Origin of the sequence: Streptomyces sp. CA-251387, assembly GCF_050936625.1 — a bacterium.
Classification (GTDB): domain Bacteria; phylum Actinomycetota; class Actinomycetes; order Streptomycetales; family Streptomycetaceae; genus Streptomyces.
Genome location: NZ_JBNJMJ010000001.1, coordinates 7,960,345 through 7,980,281, shown reverse-complemented (window position 1 = coordinate 7,980,281; position 19,937 = coordinate 7,960,345). Strand labels below are relative to the sequence as shown.

The 19,937-nt window shown below is 70.7% G+C and carries 13 protein-coding genes, 1 tRNA gene and 1 pseudogene; 10 read left to right on the top strand and 5 right to left on the bottom strand.

Annotation, left to right across the window (positions count from 1 at the left end):
- Window positions 1–126: 126 nt before the first annotated feature.
- The 5 genes from lanKC to ACQEV2_RS35420 all read left to right on the top strand — a co-directional run bounded on the left by lanKC (window position 127) and on the right by ACQEV2_RS35420 (window position 6,742).
- Complete coding sequence (gene lanKC / locus ACQEV2_RS35440; protein ID WP_433051028.1) at window positions 127–2,739, top strand: class III lanthionine synthetase LanKC; 2,613 nt, start codon at window positions 127–129, stop codon at window positions 2,737–2,739.
- Window positions 2,740–2,745: 6 nt separating this feature from the next.
- The gene (locus ACQEV2_RS35435; protein WP_433051025.1) at window positions 2,746–2,862 is read left to right on the top strand and encodes a SapB/AmfS family lanthipeptide; all 117 of its coding nucleotides are present in this window, start codon (window positions 2,746–2,748) and stop codon (window positions 2,860–2,862) included.
- 132 nt (window positions 2,863–2,994) lie between these two features.
- Entirely contained in the window at window positions 2,995–4,815 is a 1,821-nt protein-coding gene (locus tag ACQEV2_RS35430; RefSeq protein ID WP_433051022.1) for an ABC transporter ATP-binding protein, read from the top strand.
- A complete protein-coding gene (locus ACQEV2_RS35425; RefSeq protein WP_433051019.1) occupies window positions 4,812–5,846 on the top strand; it encodes a hypothetical protein in 1,035 nt (344 codons plus the stop codon). Before ACQEV2_RS35430 ends, ACQEV2_RS35425 begins: the two co-directional genes overlap by 4 nt.
- Window positions 5,847–5,881: 35 nt before the next feature.
- Window positions 5,882–6,742, top strand: a complete 861-nt coding sequence (locus ACQEV2_RS35420) for an ATP-binding cassette domain-containing protein (RefSeq protein ID WP_433051016.1) — start codon at window positions 5,882–5,884, stop codon at window positions 6,740–6,742.
- Window positions 6,743–6,851: 109 nt separating this feature from the next.
- Here ACQEV2_RS35420 and ACQEV2_RS35415 read toward each other — a convergent pair whose 3' ends face one another.
- The 5 genes from ACQEV2_RS35415 to sucC form a co-directional block, all read right to left on the bottom strand.
- A complete protein-coding gene (locus tag ACQEV2_RS35415; protein ID WP_433055020.1) occupies window positions 6,852–7,457 on the bottom strand; it encodes a LuxR C-terminal-related transcriptional regulator in 606 nt (201 codons plus the stop codon).
- 264 nt (window positions 7,458–7,721) lie between these two features.
- Window positions 7,722–7,806, bottom strand: a tRNA-Leu gene (locus ACQEV2_RS35410).
- Between the two features lie 219 nt (window positions 7,807–8,025).
- The gene (locus tag ACQEV2_RS35405; RefSeq protein ID WP_433051013.1) at window positions 8,026–9,567 is read right to left on the bottom strand and encodes an aldehyde dehydrogenase family protein; all 1,542 of its coding nucleotides are present in this window, start codon (window positions 9,565–9,567) and stop codon (window positions 8,026–8,028) included.
- Between the two features lie 111 nt (window positions 9,568–9,678).
- Complete coding sequence (sucD, locus tag ACQEV2_RS35400; RefSeq protein ID WP_433051010.1) at window positions 9,679–10,563, bottom strand: succinate--CoA ligase subunit alpha; 885 nt, start codon at window positions 10,561–10,563, stop codon at window positions 9,679–9,681.
- 14 nt (window positions 10,564–10,577) lie between these two features.
- Window positions 10,578–11,711 carry an ADP-forming succinate--CoA ligase subunit beta gene (gene sucC / locus ACQEV2_RS35395; RefSeq protein WP_433051007.1) on the bottom strand — a complete coding sequence of 378 codons (1,134 nt, stop codon included), beginning with the start codon at window positions 11,709–11,711 and terminating at the stop codon, window positions 10,578–10,580.
- A 167-nt stretch (window positions 11,712–11,878) separates the two neighbouring features.
- Between sucC and ACQEV2_RS35390 the strand changes: the two genes are divergently transcribed.
- The 5 genes and pseudogenes from ACQEV2_RS35390 (at window position 11,879) to ACQEV2_RS35370 (ending at window position 19,878) form a co-directional block, all read left to right on the top strand.
- Window positions 11,879–13,561 (top strand): thiamine pyrophosphate-binding protein, encoded by a 1,683-nt coding sequence (locus ACQEV2_RS35390; protein ID WP_433051004.1) that lies wholly within the window; start codon window positions 11,879–11,881, stop codon window positions 13,559–13,561.
- Window positions 13,562–13,570: 9 nt separating this feature from the next.
- A complete protein-coding gene (gene frc / locus ACQEV2_RS35385) occupies window positions 13,571–14,830 on the top strand; it encodes a formyl-CoA transferase (protein ID WP_433051001.1) in 1,260 nt (419 codons plus the stop codon).
- Between the two features lie 4 nt (window positions 14,831–14,834).
- Window positions 14,835–16,967: pseudogene (locus ACQEV2_RS35380) on the top strand (acetate--CoA ligase family protein); the annotation flags it as partial.
- A gap of 132 nt (window positions 16,968–17,099) precedes the next feature.
- The gene (locus tag ACQEV2_RS35375; protein ID WP_433055017.1) at window positions 17,100–18,488 is read left to right on the top strand and encodes an OFA family MFS transporter; all 1,389 of its coding nucleotides are present in this window, start codon (window positions 17,100–17,102) and stop codon (window positions 18,486–18,488) included.
- A 1-nt stretch (window position 18,489) separates the two neighbouring features.
- Complete coding sequence (locus tag ACQEV2_RS35370; protein WP_433050998.1) at window positions 18,490–19,878, top strand: OFA family MFS transporter; 1,389 nt, start codon at window positions 18,490–18,492, stop codon at window positions 19,876–19,878.
- Window positions 19,879–19,937: the final 59 nt, after the last annotated feature.

The window sequence follows — 19,937 nt, the reverse complement described above, 5'->3', positions numbered from 1 at the left end:
GTCATCGTAAGAGGTGATTGCGAACGGTCAGGAACCCGAAGCAGCACGGGTCCCCCGTCCCCACCCCGCCCCATCGAGCCGCAAGGCACCGCTGAGGAGGAGAGCAGCCCCGACAGGAGGCTTTCCGTGGACAAGCGGTACGAGGTGTACTGCCTCACCGACCCGCACTTCTACGACACGCTGTCCCACGGCCGGACGCGTTGCCGGTTCCGTCAGAGTCTGCGCCCACCCCCCGCAGCGTGGAGGCGCGACGAACTCGACGAGTGGGTGGTCTTCCGTCCCGTCGATGCGGTGCTCCCGCCGCAGGGCTGGAAGATCCATGTCTCGGCGTGCCCGGACAACGCGCAGACGATCCTGGACGCCGTGTGGGACTACTGCGTCCCGCGCCGGATCGCCTTCAAGTTCCTGCCGGACAAGGAGAGCCTGTTCCTCACCAACGCGAAGTACGCGCATCGCGGGTCCAGCGGCAAGTTCGTGACCGTCTACCCGGTCGACGAGGCCCACTGCGAGCGCGTGCTCACCGAGCTGGGTTCCGTCCTCGACGGACTGCCGGGGCCGTACATCCTCAGCGACCTGCGCTGGGGGGCCGGCCCGCTCTACGTGAGGTACGGGGGCTTCGCGGACCGGCACTGCGTGTCGGCCGACGGTGTGGTGGAGCAGGCGATGGAGGATCCCTCCGGCCGTCTGGTGCCGGACGTGCGCGGCCCCACCTTCCAGGTACCCGAGTGGGTGCGGCTGCCGGCGTTCCTGGAACCGCACCTCGCCGAGCGCCTGCGGACGACGGTCGCCGACCTGCCGTACCGGATCGAGAAGGCGCTGCACTTCTCCAACGGCGGCGGGCTGTACGCCGCCGTGGACACGCGCACACAGGAACGTGTCGTCCTCAAGGAGGCCCGGCCCCACGCGGGGCTCACCCCGGACGGGGCGGACGCCGTCACCCGCCTGGAGCGTGAGCGGGAGGCCCTGGAACGGCTGCGCGGCCTGCCCTGTGTCCCCGTGCTCCACGACCACTTCGAACTGGGCGGCCACCACTTCCTCGTCGAGGAGTTCATCGAGGGGACGCCCCTGCACACGCTGTTCGTCGAGCACTATCCGCTCGCCGCACTGGATCCGTCCCCGGCCGCCTTCGCCGACTACACCTCCTGGGCCCTCGACATGTTCCGGCAGGTGGAGGAGGCGGTCGCGGCGGTCCACGAGCGGGGCGTCGTGATGGGCGACGTGCACACGTTCAACATCCTGGTCCGCCCCGGCGGCGGGGTCGTCCTGATCGACTTCGAGGGCGCCTCGGACGTGGCCGACGCACGGCACCAGGTCCTCGCGGCCCCGGGCTTCCTCGCCCCGAGGTCGGCCACCGGTTTCGACATCGACCGGCACGCGCTGGCCTGCCTGCGGCTGTCCTTGTTCATGCCGCTGACCAGCCTGATCGAGCTGGACCGCGGCAAGGCGGGCCAGCTCGCCAGGGAGGCCTCGCGGCTGTTTCCCGTCCCCGGCCGCTTCCTCGACGAGGCCGTCCGCACGGTGACCGGCGACGGCGGCACGGCCTCCGGGGCGGACGACGAACCCCGGCTGGAACCCGACCACTCCGGCTGGCTGCGCGCCCGGGAGTCGATCGGCGGCGCCATCCTGGCCGCCGCCACACCCGAGCGCCACGACCGGCTGTTCCCGGGCGACATCGAGCAGTTCGACACCCCCGGCGGCGGCCTCAACATGGCGCACGGCGCGGCGGGCGTGCTGTACGCACTGGACGTGACGGGCAGCGGCCGGCACCCCGCTCACGAGGAGTGGCTGATCCGGCACGCACTCCACCCCGATCCGGGCACCCGCCTCGGCTTCTACGACGGCCTGCACGGCATCGCGTACGTCCTCGGCCACCTCGGGCATCACGAGGAGGCCGTCAAGGTCCTCGACATGTGCCTGGCCGAACGCTGGGAGGTCCTGGCCCTCGACCTCAGGGGTGGCCTGTCCGGCATCGGGCTCAACCTGCTCCACTTCGCGACCACCACCGGCGACCCCGGCTGCCGTGACGCCGCCCTCCAGGTGGCGGAGGCCGTCGCCAACCGTCTGGGCCCGGTCGACGCCGTACCGGAGATCAGTGGCGGCGCCCGTCCCCGAGCGGGGCTGATGTACGGATCGTCCGGTCCCGCGCTGCTGTTCCTGCGCCTGTACGAGCACAGCGGCGACCCGGCACTCCTCGACCTGGCCGCCACCGCGCTGCGCCAGGACCTGCGCCGCTGCGTGGTGCGCGAGGAGGTGTCGATGGAGGTGAACGAGGGCTGGCGCACCATGCCGTATCTCGCCGACGGCAGCGTGGGCATCGGCATGGTCCTCGACGACTACCTGGCGCACCGCGCGGACGACGAGTTCGTGACATCCGCCGCCGCGATCCGCCGGGCCGCCGGGGCGTCGTTCTACATCGAACCCGGGCTCTTCGACGGCATCGCCGGCATGATCCTCCACCTCAGCCGCGCGCACCCGCCGGGCACGGCGGCCGCGCGGGACCCCGTGATCGCGGACCACGTGCGCCGCCTGTCCCGTCACGCCTGCCTGCTCGACGGCCGACTGGCCTTCCCCGGCGAGCAGTTGATGCGGCTGTCCATGGACCTGGCCACCGGAGGTGCGGGCGTCCTGCTCGCGCTGGGCGCCGCCTGCCACTCCCGGGCCACCGGACTGCCGTTCCTGACGGCGGACCTGCCCGCTGATGACCTCCCCGTCCCCACACGAGTCGAAGAGAGGAGGTGAGGACTGATGTCGCTCCTCGAACTGCAGGGCCTGACCATCGAGTCGGAGTCCGGCCTGCGTCCGCCGCCGGGCAGCCGTGCGAGCAGGGGTTGCTTCAGCGGGCTGAGCCTGCTGATCTGCTAGAGGCTCGGCCTCTGACCGCAACGGCGGGGGCACACCGCGCGCCCCCGACCACCAGGGGCGGGGGCACATCACGCCCCCGCCCTCCTCCGGAACCTCACGACGACCGGAACCTCACGACGACGGGAGCGGCCGGTGGACCGACGCGCGGCGGACCGTCTGCTGCTGGAGACGGTCCGGCGAGGTGGTGCCTGGGGCGGGATTCAGGCCGCCGTGTCCCTCGTGCTGGCAGCGGTCTACGTGCTTCTGCCCGCCGTCATGGGCCGCACGGTCGACGCCGTGCTCGGGCACGGTGACACGGCACTGTGGCTGACCCTCTCCGCCGTCACCGTCGCGCTGCTGGTGGTGTGCGACGCCGCCGACGACTGGGCGGGCGCCGTGGCCAACGCCCGCTGCACGGCCTGGCTGCGGCACACCCTGCTCGGCCATGTCCTCGACCTGGGCGGCCCCGCCACCCGCCGTCACTCCCGCGGTGACCTGGTGGCCCGCCTGGTGGGCAACACCGCCCGGGCCGGCAGCGCCCCGTCGGGCCTGGTGTGGGCGGTGACCGAACTCGTCCCCCCGCTCGGGGCCGTGGTCGCCCTGGCCCTCATCGATCCCTGGCTGTGCCTCACCTTCGTGGCAGGGCTGCCGCTGATCGTCCTCGTGGTCCGCGCCTTCGTCCGCGACGTCTCCGACCTCAACGACCGCTACTTCGCCACCCAGGGCCGCATCGCCACCCGACTCGTCGACGCCCTCGCCGGAATCCGCACCATCGCGGCCGCCGGGACCACGGCCCGCGAGGCCGAGCGCGTCCTGGAGCCGCTGCCCGAACTGCACCGTCACGGGCTGGGCATGTGGCGCGCGTTCGCCCGGGTCTCCGCACGCGACGCGGCGATCGTGCCCCTGCTGGTGGTCGCCGTGCTGGCCGTGGCCGGCCTCGGGCTCGCCCGGGGCCGTATCACACCGGGTCAGATGCTCGCGGCGACCGGATACGTCCTCCTGGCCACCGGCGTGAGTTCACTGGTGGCCTCGGTCAACCGGCTGGCCTTCGCCCGCGCCACCGCGGGCCGGGTCGCCGAGGTGCTCGGCGAACCCACGGTCGCGTACGGCACCGCCCATCTGCCCTCCGGGGGCGGCGGGCGGCTGGAGTTCCGCGGGGTCAAGGTACGCACCGCCGAGGGCGACGCCGCGCTGGACGGCATCGACCTCGCCCTGCCGGCGGGCGCGCTGACCGCCGTCGTAGGACGCTCCGGGTCCGGCAAGTCCCTGCTGGCCGCGCTGGCCGGACGGCTGGCCGACCCGGAGGAGGGGGAGATACGGCTCGACGGAGTGCCGCTGCGCGATCTGGACCGCGCGGAGCTGCGGCGGGCCGTCGCCTACGGCTTCGAACGCCCGGTGCTGCTGGGCGACACCTTCGCCGACGCGATCGGCTTCGGGCCGTGCGCACCCGGAGGCGGGGGGGTGCGCGCGGCGGCCACCGCGGCACGCGCCGACGCCTTCATCCGGACCATGCCCGAGGGGTACGGCACCGGTCTCGCCACCGCCCCGCTGTCCGGCGGCGAGAACCAACGCATCGGCCTGGCAAGGGCGTTCGCCCAGTCCGCCCCGAACGGCCGCCTCCTGGTCCTGGACGACGTGACGGCCAGCCTCGACACCGTCACCGAGCACCACATCCGCCAGGCCCTCACCGGCACCGGCCCGCTCGCCCACCGCACCCGCCTCGTCGTGACCCACCGCGCCTCCACGGCCGCCCGCGCCGACGTCGTCGTATGGCTCGACGCGGGGCGAGTGCGGGGGGTGGGGACGCATCGCGAGCTGTGGGCGGAGGAGGGGTACCGGGCGGTGTTCAGGCCAGAGGCGGGGGGTTACGGAGAGACGGGCCAGGAAACGGAGCCGCACGGGAACACACGTCCGGAAGCGACACCGGGACAGGGACCGGCACTGGCATCGGAACCCGACGGAGGCGTCTGGTGAGCCCGGGGCCGGGAGCCCTGCTGCGCTCCACGCTGCGCACGCGGCGCCGGGAGTTCGTACGCCTCACCGGCTGGTCGCTGGTGGAGGCCGTGCCCGCGCTGCTGTCCGGCTGGCTGGTCGCCCGTGCCGTCGACGACGGCTTCCTGGCCGGCCGCAGCGCCGAGGGCTTCGGCTGGCTCGGTCTGCTGGCCTGCGCCGTCCTCGTCGGCGCCTGGGGCACCCGGCAGGCCACGCGCCGACTGGCCGAGGTCGTCGAGCCGTTCCGCGACGACCTGGTCACCCTCGCCACGACCGGCACGCTGCGCCGCTCGGCCCGCGTCGGGCAGCCAGTCGACACGGCGGGCGTGGCACGGCTGACCGAGCAGGTGGAGATCGCCCGCGAGTCGTACGGGGCGGTCGTGATGTTCGTGCAGAGCTTCGCGGTCACCTCGGTGAGCGTGCTGATCGGGCTGGCCGCGCTGGATCCCGCCCTCCTGCTGTTCGTCGTGCCACCCCTGGTGGCCGGGCTGTTGCTGTTCCTGCTGGCCCTGCGGGCGATGGCGGCCCGGCAGCGGGCGGTCGTCCTCGCCGACGAGGCCATCGCCGAGCAGGTGGGCACGGTGGTCGGCGGCCTGCGGGACGTGACGGCCTGCGGCGCCGAGGACCTCGTACGCCGTCGCGTCGGCGCCCGTATCGACGAGGCGGCGAGCGCCGCCCGCGCGCTGGCCCGGCTCACCGCGTTGCGCACCGCCGCGCTGGGCGTCGGCGGCTGGCTGCCGATCGTGCTCATCCTGGCCGGGGCGCCGTGGCTGGTGCGGGGCGGGGTGACGGCCGGCGCGATCCTGGGCGCGCTGACCTATGTCGCCCAGAGCCTGCAGCCGGCCCTGCACGGCTTGGTCCAGGGGCTCGGCGGCAACGGTCTGTGGCTGCTGGTCACCCTCGGCCGGATCCTGGAGGCGGCGGGCCCGGGTGCATCGAGGGTGGGGGAGCGGCCGGCCCGGGTGCATCGGGGGTGCTGGAGGCGTCGCGAGTGGCGGGTACATCACGGGTGATCGACGCCCCGGCGAGGACCGGGCCATCGAGGGAGATGCCGTACCGCTCAGTCCCGAGCCGCGAACCGCCCGGCACCCCGCTCGCCCCCGGGCCGGGAAGACCCCGCGGCACCGCTCCGGCTCCCCCGGCAACAGCGCAGGCGCCGACAGACCCGCAACCCCCGGACGGCCGTGTCGAACTGCGGGACGTCACCTTCGCCTACGCCCCGTCCGCCGAACCGGTCGTCCAGGACCTCGACCTCGCCCTCCCGTCCGGCACCCACCTGGCGGTCGTCGGCCCCAGTGGCGCGGGCAAGTCCACGCTCGCCGCGCTCATCGCCGGAATGCTCGAACCGCAGGCCGGCCGGATACGCCTGGGCGGTGTCCCGGTCCGGTCCCTGGACACGGGCCGGCTCTCCCGGTCGCGCGTGCTGATCCCGCAGGAGGCGTACGTCTTCACCGGCACCCTGCGCGAGAACCTCGCCTACCTGCATCCGACGGCCCCCCTGCCCGCCCTCGACACGGCCGTCCACGCCATCGGCGCCGCCCCGCTCGTCGCACGCCTCGGCGGCTACGACGCGCCGGTCGACCCGGCCGTGCTCTCCGCCGGTGAACGCCAGCTGATCGCCCTCGTCCGCGCCCTGCTGCCGCCGGCCCCGCTGGTCCTGCTGGACGAGGCCACCTGCCATCTCGACCCGGCCGCCGAGGCCGTCGCCGAACGTGCCTTCGCCTGCCGCCCGTCCACCCTCATCGTCTGCGCCCACCGGATCAGCTCCGCCCTGCGTGCCGACCTCGTCCTCGTCATGGAGGGCCCGCGCTGCGCCCTCGGCACCCACGACCAGTTGCAGGCCGACTGTGCCCTCTACCGCGACCTGATCGGCCACTGGGACCAGGTGGCGGCCGACATCCGGCACTGAGGGGACGGGGACGCCGACGTCCGGCACTCAGGGGACGAGGACGCCGGTCGACCCGGCTCAACGGCCGACGTGCCCTCGACGGCCCACGCCGACCGGCCCGGGGTCCCGGCTACAACCAGCCCGATTCCCGGGCGATGCGGATCGCGTCGATGCGGTTGCGTGCTCCGGTCTTTCTGGAGACGGCGTTCAGGTGGTTGCGGACCGTTCCCACGGACAGCGACAGCCGGTCGGCGATCTCCCGCGTGGGCGTGCCGTCCGCCGCCAGCCGCAGCACCTCGAGCTCCCTCGCGGTCAGCGGGTTCTCCGCCGAGGAGAGCGCCAGCAGCGCCAGTGACGGGTCGATGAACCGCTCGCCCGCCGCCACCTTGCGGACCCCCTGGGGGAGCATGTGGCAGGGGCTGTTCCTGCCGATGAGCCCCGCGACCCTCCGGTCCAGCGCCCGGCGCAGATACTCGGGGCTCGTCGAGCCGACCACGAGCAGGGTCCGGCACTCGGGCAGCCGCGCGGCCAGTTCCAGGGAGGTACCGAGGGCGCGGTCCTCGTCGCCGTCGATGTCGATGACGACCACGTCGGGCCGGTACGACAGCGCCTGCGGGACCGTCTGGCCGTGCTCCGGTGACGCCGGGACCACTTCGATGTCCTTCTCCCGGGTCAGCAGGGCGGCGAGTGCCCCGCGCACCAGGTCTGCCTCCTCGACGAGAAGAACACGGATCAACATCTCTCCCGCCCGGCCGGACGCGGCCTCCATCACCCGATGCGCCCCGGACGCTCCGACGACGCCATATGCAGTATGTCCCGGTTTCCGCCCCATTGCCGGGCGCCGCCCCGCCCGCCTACCGCCGGGTCGGGCCTTCGGTTCAGGAGATGACGAGGCGCAGAAAGCAGGACCTCCAAGGCATTCTGATCCCACCAGAAACAGCTCATGCGGGACGAGGCGAACCTCGTCCCGCATGAGCTGAAACGATCTGTATCCGTTCTGTGTCCGAGGGGGGACTTGAACCCCCACGCCCGATAAAGGGCACTAGCACCTCAAGCTAGCGCGTCTGCCATTCCGCCACCCGGACTAGGTGTCTGCCGCCTTGCCGGAGGTGTTCCCCGCGGCGACATGGACAACAATACCAAGGTTTCGGAGTGCCCTTCACCTGCATATCCGTCCGTCGGACCGCCCGCGCGAGCCGGGAGGCGAGGCGGTCCGGGGGTCCTTCACCTGCAGTGATTCGGCGTTCACGCACGGGTGAAGTTCTCCGGCGGCGCCCCCACGGGTGGGCGCCGCCGGGATCCCGTCACGGCATGAGGTGGTAGTCCGGGAAGTTCCCGGGCAGCCGCTCCTGCGCCGGTCCCTGGGTCACCGCGCGCACGAGCAGCTCGCCGCCGACGAACGCCCCGCGCCAGGACGCGCCGAAGCCGCCGAACAGCTCGTCGCGGTCGCCGCGGGAGCGCGGCTCGCCGTGGCCCACCTTGAACGCGCGGATCTGCGGGGCCAGGCGGTCGTACGTGGCCCGGTCGTCCGTCGACAGCGTGGCGACCAGCGCGCCGTTGGACGCGTTCATCGCCGCGAGCAGCTCCGCCTCCGTGTCGACCAGGACGATCGTGTCGACCGGGCCGAACGGCTCCGCGTGGTGGAGGGGGGAGGACGGGGGCGGGTTGAGCAGCGTGACCGGCTGGACGTACGCCGAGGTGTCCTGGCCGGGCAGGAAGCGGGCGTCGGACGGCTTGCCCCGGTGCAGCGGGACGGCACCGCGATCGATCGCCTCGGCGACCTGGTCCTGCAGTTCCTTGGCCTTGGCCGCGTTGATCACCGGTCCGAAGTCCAGCTGCGGGTAGGGGTCGTCCCGCTTCTCGACCGCCAAGGGGTGACCGACCTTCAGCGTGCGCACCGCCGGGAGGTACGCCGCCAGGAACTCGTCGAACAGCTCACGCTGGACGACGAAGCGCGGGTACGCCGTGCAGCGCTGCTTGCCGTAGTCGAAGAGCTTGGGGATGACCGCCGTGAGCGCGTCCCAATCCGTGTAGTTCCAGATGCCCCAGGTGTTGAGTCCTTCCTGTTCGAGTACGTGTCGTTTGCCGAGGTCGGCGACGGCCGTGGCCACCGCGGCGCCGGTGTCGCGGCCGCCGACGAAGGAGACGCAGCCGATCTCGGGCGCCCGCACCAGCGCCTGGGACAGCTCGCCTCCGCTGCCGCTGACGAGGGTGACGGGAATCCCTTCGCGGGCGGCGAGAGCGCAGGCCAGGGTCAGACAGGCGACACCGCCGTCCGTCGGGGTCTTGGCGATGACCGCGTTGCCTGCCAGTGCCTGTACCAACACTGCGTGAACGAGCACGCTCATCGGGTAGTTCCAGCTCGCGATGTTGGATACCGGGCCGTCCAGCGGGGCCCGGCCGGCGAGCATCGGTTCGATGCCGTCGACGTACCAGCGCACGCCGTCGATCGCCCGGTCGACGTCCGCCTGGGCGAGCCGCCAGGGCTTGCCGATCTCCCAGACGAGGAGCAGGGCGAGGAGCTCGCGATGCTCGGTCAGCGCGTCGAGGGTGGCCGCGACACGGGCCCGGCGCTCGTCCAGCGGGATGTGCCGCCACGCGCGGTGCTGGTCGAGTGAGGCTCGTACGGCCTGGTGGGCGGTGGCCCGGTCCAGGCGTGGCGGGCCGGCGATCGGGCCGCCGTCGACGGGGCTGGTGGCGGGCAGGGCTCGGCCGTCCGCCTGCCAGGTGGAGTCCCAGAGGTTCAGGACACGGTCGTCGCGGAACGCCTCCGGGGCGACCGCGACGCAGCGCTGCCAGGCGTCGGCCCAGGTGGTGCCGGATTTGAGGGTGAGGGTGGTTGCCATCGGAGTCTCCGCTCTCGGTGCACAGTCGGGGCGGCTTCTTGCATGGCTACGGCGGACGCTAGCGAGGTGCGGCAACTCCCGAAAGTGACCTCGCTCTGACTATGAGTGACGTCACGCCCCGGCTCCCAGGCGGTCCAGCACCAGACGCGCGGTCTCGGTGGGCGTGCCACCGACCTGTACGCCCACCGCCTCCAGCGCCTCCTTCTTCGCCGCCGCCGTACCGGACGAGCCGGACACGATCGCGCCCGCGTGCCCCATCGTCTTGCCCTCGGGTGCGGTGAATCCGGCGATGTAGCCGACGACCGGCTTGGTGACGTGGTCGCGTATGTACGTGGCCGCGCGTTCCTCGGCGTCGCCGCCGATCTCCCCGATCAGGACGATCAGTTCGGTGTCGGGGTCGTCCTGGAAGGCGGCCAGGCAGTCGATGTGGGTCGTCCCGACGACCGGGTCGCCGCCGATGCCGACGCAGGTCGAGAAGCCGATGTCGCGCAGCTCGTACATGAGTTGATAGGTGAGCGTGCCGGACTTGGAGACCAGGCCGATGCGGCCGGGCTTGGTGATGTCGGCCGGGATGATGCCGGCGTTGGACTGGCCTGGGGTGATCAGGCCGGGGCAGTTGGGGCCGATGATGCGGATGCCGCGCGTCTTGGCGTACGTGGTGAAGGCGACGGAGTCGTGGACCGGAATGCCCTCGGTGATCACGACGGCGAGTCCGATGCCGGCGTCGGCCGCCTCGACGACGGCCGCCTTGGTGAATGCGGGCGGGACGAAGACGACGGTCACATCGGCGCCGGTCGACCGCATACCGTCGGCGACCGACCCGAAGACGGGCACGGCACGGTCGTCGAAGTCGACGGTGCGGCCCGCCTTACGCGGGTTGACGCCGCCGACGACGTTCGTGCCGGCGGCGAGCATGCGCCGGGTGTGCTTCATACCCTCGCCGCCGGTCATGCCCTGGACGAGGACCTTGCTCTCCTTGGTGAGGTAGATGGCCATGTCGTCGTGTCTCCTCAGGCTGTGGCGGCGGCGAGTTGGGCGGCCCGGAGCGCGGCGCCGTCCATGGTGGTGGCCTGCTGGACCAGGGGGTGGGCGCGGCCGTCGAGGATGGCTCGGCCGCGGGCGGCGTTGTTGCCGTCGAGGCGCACGACGAGCGGCTTGGTCAACTGGACGGAGTCCAGGGCCTGCACGATGCCGTCGGCGACCGCGTCGCACGCGGTGATCCCGCCGAAGACGTTGACGAACACCGACTTCACGGCGGGGTCGGAGAGGATCACGGACAGGCCGTCGGCCATGATCTGGGCCGATGCCCCGCCGCCGATGTCGAGGAAGTTGGCGGGGCGGGCACCGCAGCCTGCGACGACGTCGAGGGTCGACATGACGAGGCCGGCGCCGTTGCCGATGATGCCGACCTCGCCGTCGAGCTTGACGTAGTTGAGGCCCTTGGCGGCGGCCGCCGCCTCCAGCGCGTCGTCGTGCTCGACCTCGTCGGCGCCCCAACGCGCCTGGCGGAAGCGGGCGTTGTCGTCGAGGGTGACCTTGCCGTCGAGGGCGAGGATCTGCCCCTGCCCGGTGCGGACGAGCGGGTTCACCTCGACGAGGAGGGCGTCCTCGCGGACCAGTACCTCCCAGAGCCGTACGAGGACGTCGACGGTCTGCGGCGGCAGTCCGGCGGCTTCGGCGATCTCGCCCGCCTTCGCGGAGGTGACGCCCTCGGCGGGATCGATGGGAACGCGCGCCACGGCCTCGGGGCGACTGGCGGCCACCTCCTCGATCTCCATGCCGCCTTCCGCGGAAGCGATCGCCAGGAAGCGGCCGGCCGCGCGGTCGAGGACGTAGGACACGTAGAACTCGGTCTCGATGTCCACGGGTTGGGCCAGCATCACCTTGCCGACCGTGTGGCCCTTGATGTCCATGCCGAGGATCTGGCGTGCGGTGAGCTCCGCGGCAGCCGGGTCCGCGGCGAGCTTCACCCCGCCCGCCTTGCCGCGGCCGCCGGTCTTCACCTGCGCCTTGACGACGACACGGCCGCCGAGCCGGCGTGCGATCTCGCGGGCTTCCTTGGGTGAGTCCGTCACCTCGGCCCTCGGCACCAAGATGCCGTGCTCCTCGAAGAGTTCCCTTGCCTGGTGTTCGTACAGGTCCATTCCGGCTCCTGTCTTAAAAGTGCCGCACGCCCCCTGGACACCACCCACCGGATGCGGGATAACAAGCTTCATACAGTATTCGTCGACTGTATGCAATGTACTGCCGACGGTCGACGACATACCGCTGAGCGCGTTCCCAACCCCCTACGAAGGGACAGGACTTCGCCATGCCTGACGACACCCAGGACGTGATTTCCGGTGGTCATCTCGTAGCCAAGGCGCTGAAGGCCGAGGGGGTCGACCGCATCTACACGTTGTGCGGCGGCCACATCATCGACATCTACGACGGCTGCGTCGACGAGGGCATCGAGGTCGTCGACGTCCGCCACGAGCAGGTCGCCGCCCACGCCGCCGACGGTTACGCCCGTATCACCGGCAAGCCCGGCTGCGCGGTCGTCACCGCGGGTCCCGGCACCACCGACGCCGTCACCGGTGTCGCCAACGCCTTCCGCGCCGAGTCCCCGATGCTGCTCATCGGCGGCCAGGGCGCCCTCAGCCAGCACAAGATGGGGTCCCTGCAGGACCTGCCGCACGTCGACATGATGACGCCGATCACCAAGTTCGCGGCGGCCGTGCCGGACACGGCGCGCGCGGCGGACATGGTGTCGATGGCGTTCCGCGAGTGCTACCACGGCGCACCCGGCCCCTCCTTCCTGGAGATCCCGCGCGATGTCCTCGACGCCAAGGTGCCGGTGGCCAAGGCGCGGGTGCCGAAGGCCGGGGCGTACCGTGCCTCCACCCGCTCGGCCGGTGACCCCGAGGCGATCGAGAAGCTCGCCGACCTGCTGGTCCACGCCGAGAAACCGGCCATCCTGCTCGGCAGCCAGGTGTGGACTACACGCAGCACCGAGGCGGCCATCGAGCTCGTGCGCACCCTCAACATCCCCGCGTACATGAACGGCGCCGGCCGCGGCACCCTCCCGCCGGGCGACCCGCACCACTTCCAGCTGTCACGGCGGTACGCCTTCTCCAACGCCGATGTCATCGTCATCGTCGGCACGCCCTTCGACTTCCGCATGGGCTACGGCAAGCGGCTGTCGCCGGACGCGACCGTCGTGCAGATCGACCTCGACTACCGCACCGTCGGCAAGAACCGCGACATCGACCTCGGCATCGTCGGCGACGCCGGTCTGGTGCTGAAGTCGGTGACCGAGGCGGCCTCCGGTCGCATCAACGGGGGCGCGTCGAAGCGCAAGGAGTGGCTCGACGAGCTGCGCGCGGCCGAGCAGACCGCTCTGGAGAAGCGGCTGCCGAGCCTGAAGTCGGACGCCTCACCGATCCACCCGTACCGGCTGGTCAGCGAGATCAACGACTTCCTCACCGAGGACTCGATCTACATCGGCGACGGCGGCGACATCGTCACCTTCTCCGGGCAGGTCGTGCAGCCCAAGTCGCCCGGGCACTGGATGGACCCGGGCCCGCTGGGCACGCTCGGCGTCGGCGTCCCCTTCGTGCTCGCGGCCAAGCAGGCGCGGCCCGACAAGGAGGTCGTCGCGCTCTTCGGCGACGGCGCGTTCTCCCTCACCGGCTGGGACTTCGAGACTCTCGTCCGTTACAACCTCCCCTTCGTCGGCATCGTCGGCAACAACTCCTCCATGAACCAGATCCGCTACGGCCAGGCCCAGAAGTACGGCCTGGAGCGCGAGCGGGTCGGCAACACGCTCGGCGACGTCCACTACGACAAGTTCGCGCAGATGCTGGGCGGTTACGGCGAGGAGGTCCGTGACCCCGCCGACATCGGCCCCGCGCTCAGGCGCGCCCGCGAGTCCGGGAAGCCGTCGCTGATCAACGTCTGGGTCGACCCGGACGCGTACGCCCCCGGAACCATGAACCAGACCATGTACAAGTGAGGTGACCTGGTGACCACCGAGACCATCTCGACCTCGCAGCCGGCCAAGGCTCTCGAAGGCATCCGCGTCCTGGACATGACCCACGTCCAGTCCGGGCCCTCCGCGACGCAGCTGCTCGCCTGGCTCGGCGCGGACGTCATCAAGCTGGAGGCGCCGACCGGTGACATCACGCGCAAGCAGTTGCGTGACCTCCCGGACGTCGACTCGCTCTACTTCACGATGCTCAACTGCAACAAGCGGAGCATCACCCTCAACACCAAGACCGAGCGCGGCAAGGAGATCCTCACCGAGCTGATCCGGCGCTCCGACGTCATGGTCGAGAACTTCGGACCGGGCGCGGTCGACCGGATGGGCTTCACCTGGGACCGCATCCAGGAGATCAATCCGCGTATCGTCTATGCCTCCATCAAGGGGTTCGGGGAGGGCCCGTACACCAACTTCAAGGCGTACGAGGTCGTCGCGCAGGCCATGGGCGGGTCGATGTCGACCACCGGTTTCGAGGACGGGCCGCCGCTGGCGACGGGAGCCCAGATCGGGGACTCGGGTACGGGTGTGCACGCCGTCGCGGGGATTCTCGCGGCGCTGTTCCAGCGCGAGAACACCGGGCGTGGGCAGCGGGTCAACGTGGCCATGCAGCACGCTGTACTCAACCTGTGCCGGGTGAAGCTGAGGGACCAGCAGCGCCTGGCACACGGGCCGCTTGCTGAATATCCGAACGAGGACTTCGGCACGGAAGTTCCCCGCTCGGGAAACGCGTCCGGCGGCGGTCAGCCCGGCTGGGCGGTCAAGTGCGCGCCGGGCGGACCGAACGACTACGTGTACGTCATCGTGCAGCCCGTCGGCTGGCAGCCGATCAGCGAGCTCATCGGCCGGCCAGAGCTCGCCGAAGACCCCGAGTGGGCGACGCCGGAGGCCCGGCTGCCCAAGCTCAACAAGATGTTCCAGCTGATCGAGGAGTGGTCCTCGACCCTGCCCAAGTGGGAGGTGCTGGAGAAGCTCAACGCCCACAACATCCCGTGCGGGCCGATCCTGTCCACCAAGGAGATCATCGAGGACTCCTCGCTGGTCGCCAACGAGATGGTCGTCACCGTGCCGCACCCCGAGCGGGGCGAGTTCGTGACCGTGGGCAGCCCCCTGAAGCTGTCCGACTCCCCCGTCGAGGTGACCACTTCACCGCTGCTCGGCGAGCACAACGAAGAGGTCTACATCGGCGAGCTCGGCCTCGGCGACGAGGAGCTGCGCCTGCTCAAGTCGAACGGAGTGATCTGACGTGATGGCCGAAGACCGCGTCCTGAGGGTGCGCACGCTCCTCGACTCCGTGCGGGCCGAGGAACGCACCGCGCTGACCGCACCCGAGGGCAAGGTGATCGCCGACGCTTACGGGATCGCCGTACCGGGCGAGGAGCTCGCGACCGACGTCGACGAGGCGGTGGCGTACGCGGCGCGTTTCGGCGGGCCCGTGGTGATGAAGATCGTCTCACCGGACATCCTGCACAAGACCGACGCGGGCGGCGTGATCGTCGGTGTCGAGGGCGCGACGGACGTACGGGCCGCGTTCCACAAGATCATCGACAACGCGCGCGCGTACAACGCGGATGCCCGCATCGAAGGCGTACAGGTCCAGGAACTGCTGCCCCAGGGGCAGGAGGTCATCGTCGGCGCGGTCACCGACCCGACGTTCGGGAAGGTCGTGGCCTTCGGCCTCGGCGGGGTGCTCGTCGAGGTCCTCAAGGACGTCACCTTCCGGCTCGCCCCCGTGACCGCCGACGAGGCGCTGTCCATGCTGGACTCGATCCGGGCGGCGGAGATCCTGCGCGGGGTGCGCGGCCAGGCGGCCGTGGACCGGTGGGCGGTCGCCGAGCAGATCCGCCGGGTGTCCCAACTCGTCGCGGACTTCCCGGAGATCGCCGAGGTGGACCTCAACCCGGTGATCGCGACGGCGGAGGGGGCTGTCGCGGCCGACATCCGGGTGATCCTCTCCGAGGCGTCCGTGAAGCCGCGCCGCCGCTACACGCGCGAGGAGATCCTCGCCTCCATGCGCCGGTTGATGCAGCCGTCGTCGGTCGCCGTGATCGGCGCCTCCAACGAGCAGGGCAAGATCGGCAATTCGGTGATGCGCAACCTCATCGACGGTGGTTTCGCCGGGGACATCCATCCGGTGAACCCCAAGGCCGATGACATTCTGGGCCGCAAGGCGTACAAGAGTGTCACGGACGTTCCCGGTGAGGTGGATGTGGCGGTCTTCGCTATCCCCGCCAAGTTCGTGGCCTCGGCCCTGGAGGAGGTGGGACGCAAGAAGGTCCCCAATGCCGTGCTGATCCCCTCCGGGTTCGCGGAGACCGGTGAGCACGAACTCCAGGCGGAGATCGTGGAGATCGCCGAGCGGCACGGGATCCGGCTGCTCGGACCGAACATCTACGGCTACTACTCGACCTGGCAGGACCTGTGCGCCACGTTCTGCACGCCGTACGACGTCAAGGGCGGGGTGGCGCTGACCTCGCAGTCCGGCGGCATCGGGATGGCCATCCTGGGCTTCGCGCGGACCACGAAGACGGGCGTATCGGCGATCGTCGGCCTCGGCAACAAGTCGGACCTGGACGAGGACGACCTGCTGACCTGGTTCGGGGAGGACCCGCACACCGAGTGCATCGCCATGCACCTGGAGGACCTCAAGGACGGGCGGGCCTTCGTCGAGGCCGCCCGGGCGACCGTACCGAAGAAGCCGGTCGTGGTGCTGAAGGCGGGACGCACCGCGGCGGGCGCCAAGGCCGCCGGTTCGCACACCGGAGCGCTCGCCGGCGACGACGCCGTGTACGACGACATCCTCAGGCAGGCCGGTGTCATCCGGGCGCCCGGGCTGAACGAAATGCTGGAGTACGCGCGCGCGTTGCCGGTGCTTCCCACTCCGCAGGGCGACAACGTCGTGATCATCACCGGGGCCGGCGGCAGCGGCGTCCTGCTGTCGGACGCGGTGACCGACAACGGGCTGTCCCTGATGGAGATCCCGCCGGACCTGGACGAGGCCTTCCGGAAGTTCATCCCGCCCTTCGGGGCCGCGGGCAACCCGGTGGACATCACAGGGGGCGAGCCGCCGTCGACGTACGAGGCGACGATCCGGCTCGGCCTGGAGGATCCGCGCATCCACGCGCTGGTCCTGGGCTACTGGCACACGATCGTCACTCCCCCGATGGTCTTCGCGGAGCTCACCGCGCGCGTGGTGACCGAATTCCGGGAGCGCGGCGTGGAGAAGCCCGTTGTCGCGTCGCTCGCGGGTGACGTCGAGGTCGAGGAGGCCTGCCAGTACCTCTACGAGCGAGGGGTCGTGGCGTACCCGTACACGACCGAGAAGCCGGTGGCCGTGCTCGGTGCGAAGTACCGGTGGGCGCGGGCGGCTGGGTTGTTGGGGGCGGCTCATGAGGTGAGACAGCGGGGGGCCGGCCGACGGTGCGCGTCGGTCGGCTCCGGGACCCGCGCGCGCACGAAAGGCATTGGACAGGGGGCGCTGGCCAGAACTTTCGACGCAAGGGGTGCAACCAACGTGACAACCACCGACGTTCCACGGGTCGCCGGCTATCGAGAGGTGACCGACAAGAACGGACGCGTCTATCGCATCGGCGAGTCCGACATCGACATCATGGGCCGCAAGCGCAAGTGGATGGTGATCCTGCCGTGGATCGGCATGATGGGCATCTCCTCCGCCGAGTACGCGTTCGCGTCCGCCGAGGACACCCTGCACACGGCGCACCATTGGAACAGCATGCACATCTTCTGGATGATGACCGTGTGGGTCTTCTTCCAGGCCGCGGTGGCCTTCCCCGCGGGCAAGCTGCGTGAGAGCGGAAAGCTGCCGGCCCGCTGGGCGATGATGCTCGGCGCGACGGGCACGTTGCTGGGTTATCTGTCGCTGGCCTTCGCGCCGCACGTCGTCTTCGCCTACATCGGCTTCAGCATGTTCAGCGGCATGGGCGCGGGCATGGTGTACGCCACCTGCGTCAACATGGTGGGCAAGTGGCATCCGGAGCGCAAGGGCGGCAAGACCGGCTTCGTCAACGGCGGTTTCGCCTACGGCTCGGTGCCGTTCGTCTTCCTCTTCAACGGCTACATGGACCTGACCAACTTCCGCTGGGTGCTGGTCTCGGTGGGTGTGTTCCTCGCCGGAGTGGTCGCGTTCTCCGGCTACTTCTTCAAGGATCCGCCGAAGAACTGGTGGCCCGCCGCGGTCGACCCGCTCAACCCGCCGAACGACCCGCGCGCGGCCCGCTCGCTGCGGATGAACCCGCCGGCGGTCCGCCAGTACTCCCCCAAGGAGGCGTGGAAGACCGGCCGAGTGGCACTGATGTGGTTCTGTCTGGCGTGCACGTCCGGCGTGAACATCTTCGGTATCGCCTTCCAGGTGGACATCGGCGAGGAGGCCGGATTCGCGGGCGGGATCGTGGCCACGGCCATGTCCCTGAAGGCGGTCGTCAACGGTACCGGCCGCGGCGTCATCGGCTGGCTCTCCGACCTCTACGGCCGCAAGCGGTGCCTGCTGGTCGTCTGCCTCATCCTGGGCCTCGCCCAGTACGGCATCCTCTGGTCGGCCGAGAGCAAGAACCTCACACTGTTCCTGGTCTTCTCCGCGATCTCCGGCTTCGGCGGCGGCGCCATCTTCCCCATGTTCGCGGCGCTCACCGCCGACTACTTCGGTGAGAACAACAACGCGTCCAACTACGGCATGGTCTACAGCGCCAAACTCGTGTCCGGCCTGGGCGCCGGCATGGGTGCCGTGGTCGTCGGCGCCTGGGGACACTCCGGTGCCTTCATCCTGGCCGGCTCCATCTCGCTCTTCGCCGGCTGCATGGCGCTGTTCCTCAGCCCGCCGGGACGCGACAAGGACGGGCGCCGCATCGTTCCCAACCCCCGACCGCTCGGCGAGGACATGGCCTGACATGACGGCAGATCCGTACGCAGCAAGCAGCTCGTCCGCACAATCCGACGCCGCACACCGTCCCTACCGCGAAGTGACCGACGCGCGAGGCCGCGTCTACCGCATCGGCGAGACCGACCGCGACATCCTCGGCCACTCCCGCAAGCTCATGGTGTATCTGCCGTGGATCGCCATGATGGCCATCAGTGTCTTCGAATACGCGTACGGCTCCGCGGAGGACACCCTGTCCCACGCGCACGGCTGGACGCAGAGCAACACCTTCTGGATCCTCAGCGTCTGGGTGTTCTTCCAGGCCGGCATCGCCTTCCCGGCGGGCTGGCTGCGCGAGAAGGGCATCCTGACGGCCCGCACGGCGATGTACGTCGGCTCCGGCATGTGCCTGCTGGGGTTCCTCGCCCTGTCGCACCTGAGCAACGTCTGGCCCGCGATCCTCGGATTCGGCGTCATCGGCGGCGTGGGCGCCGGCCTGGTCTACGCGACCTGCATCAACATGGTCGGCAAATGGTTCCCCGAGCGGCGCGGTGCCCGGACGGGGTTCGTCAATGGCGGGTTCGCGTACGGATCACTGCCGTTCATCTTCATCTTCAACTACGGATTCGACACCGCGAACTACCACCGGGTGCTGGACCTGATCGGCTGCTACATCATGATCGTCGTCTTCGGATGCGCGTTCTTCTTCAAGGACCCGCCGAAGAACTGGTGGCCCGCGGACATCGATCCGCTGTCGTACGAGGGCAACCGGAAGAACGCGGCGAGCCTGGCCAAGAACCCTCCGGCGGTGAAGCAGTTCACGCCGCGGGAGGCCATCAGGACGGGCATGCTGCCGCTGATGTGGCTGTCCGTGGTGCTGACGGCCGGGGTGTCGATCTTCGGGATCTCCTTCCAGGTCGACTACGCCAAGGAGGTGGGCTTCGGCCCACTGGTCGCGGCGTCGTCGATGGGCGTGATGGCGGTCATCAACGGCATCGGCCGCGGTGTCGTGGGCTGGCTGTCCGACCGCTGGGGCCGCAGGTCGACGCTGGTGTTCGTGATCGTCGTCCTGGGGCTCGCCCAGTTCGGCGTGATCTGGGCGGGTGATGTCAGGAGCGAGTGGCTGTTCCTGTTCTTCGCCTTCCTCTCCGGCTTCGGCGGCGGCGCGTTCTACCCGTTGTTCGCGGCGCTCACCCCGGACTACTTCGGGGAGAACTACAACGCCACCAACTACGGGCTGGTCTACAGCGGCAAGCTGATCAGCGGCCTGTTCGGCGGGGGCCTGGGCTCCATGGTGGTCGCGGCCTGGGGCTACGACGGGGCGTACGCGCTGGCCGGCGGCCTGTCGATGGTGGCGGCGGCGATCGCCTTGCTGCTGCGACAGCCGGGGCGGACGGCGGTGCCGCGTGCCGCGGGCTGACGCTCGCGAACGTGAGGAGGCCCTCCCCGCTTCGGGGAGGGCCTCCTCACGTGGTTACG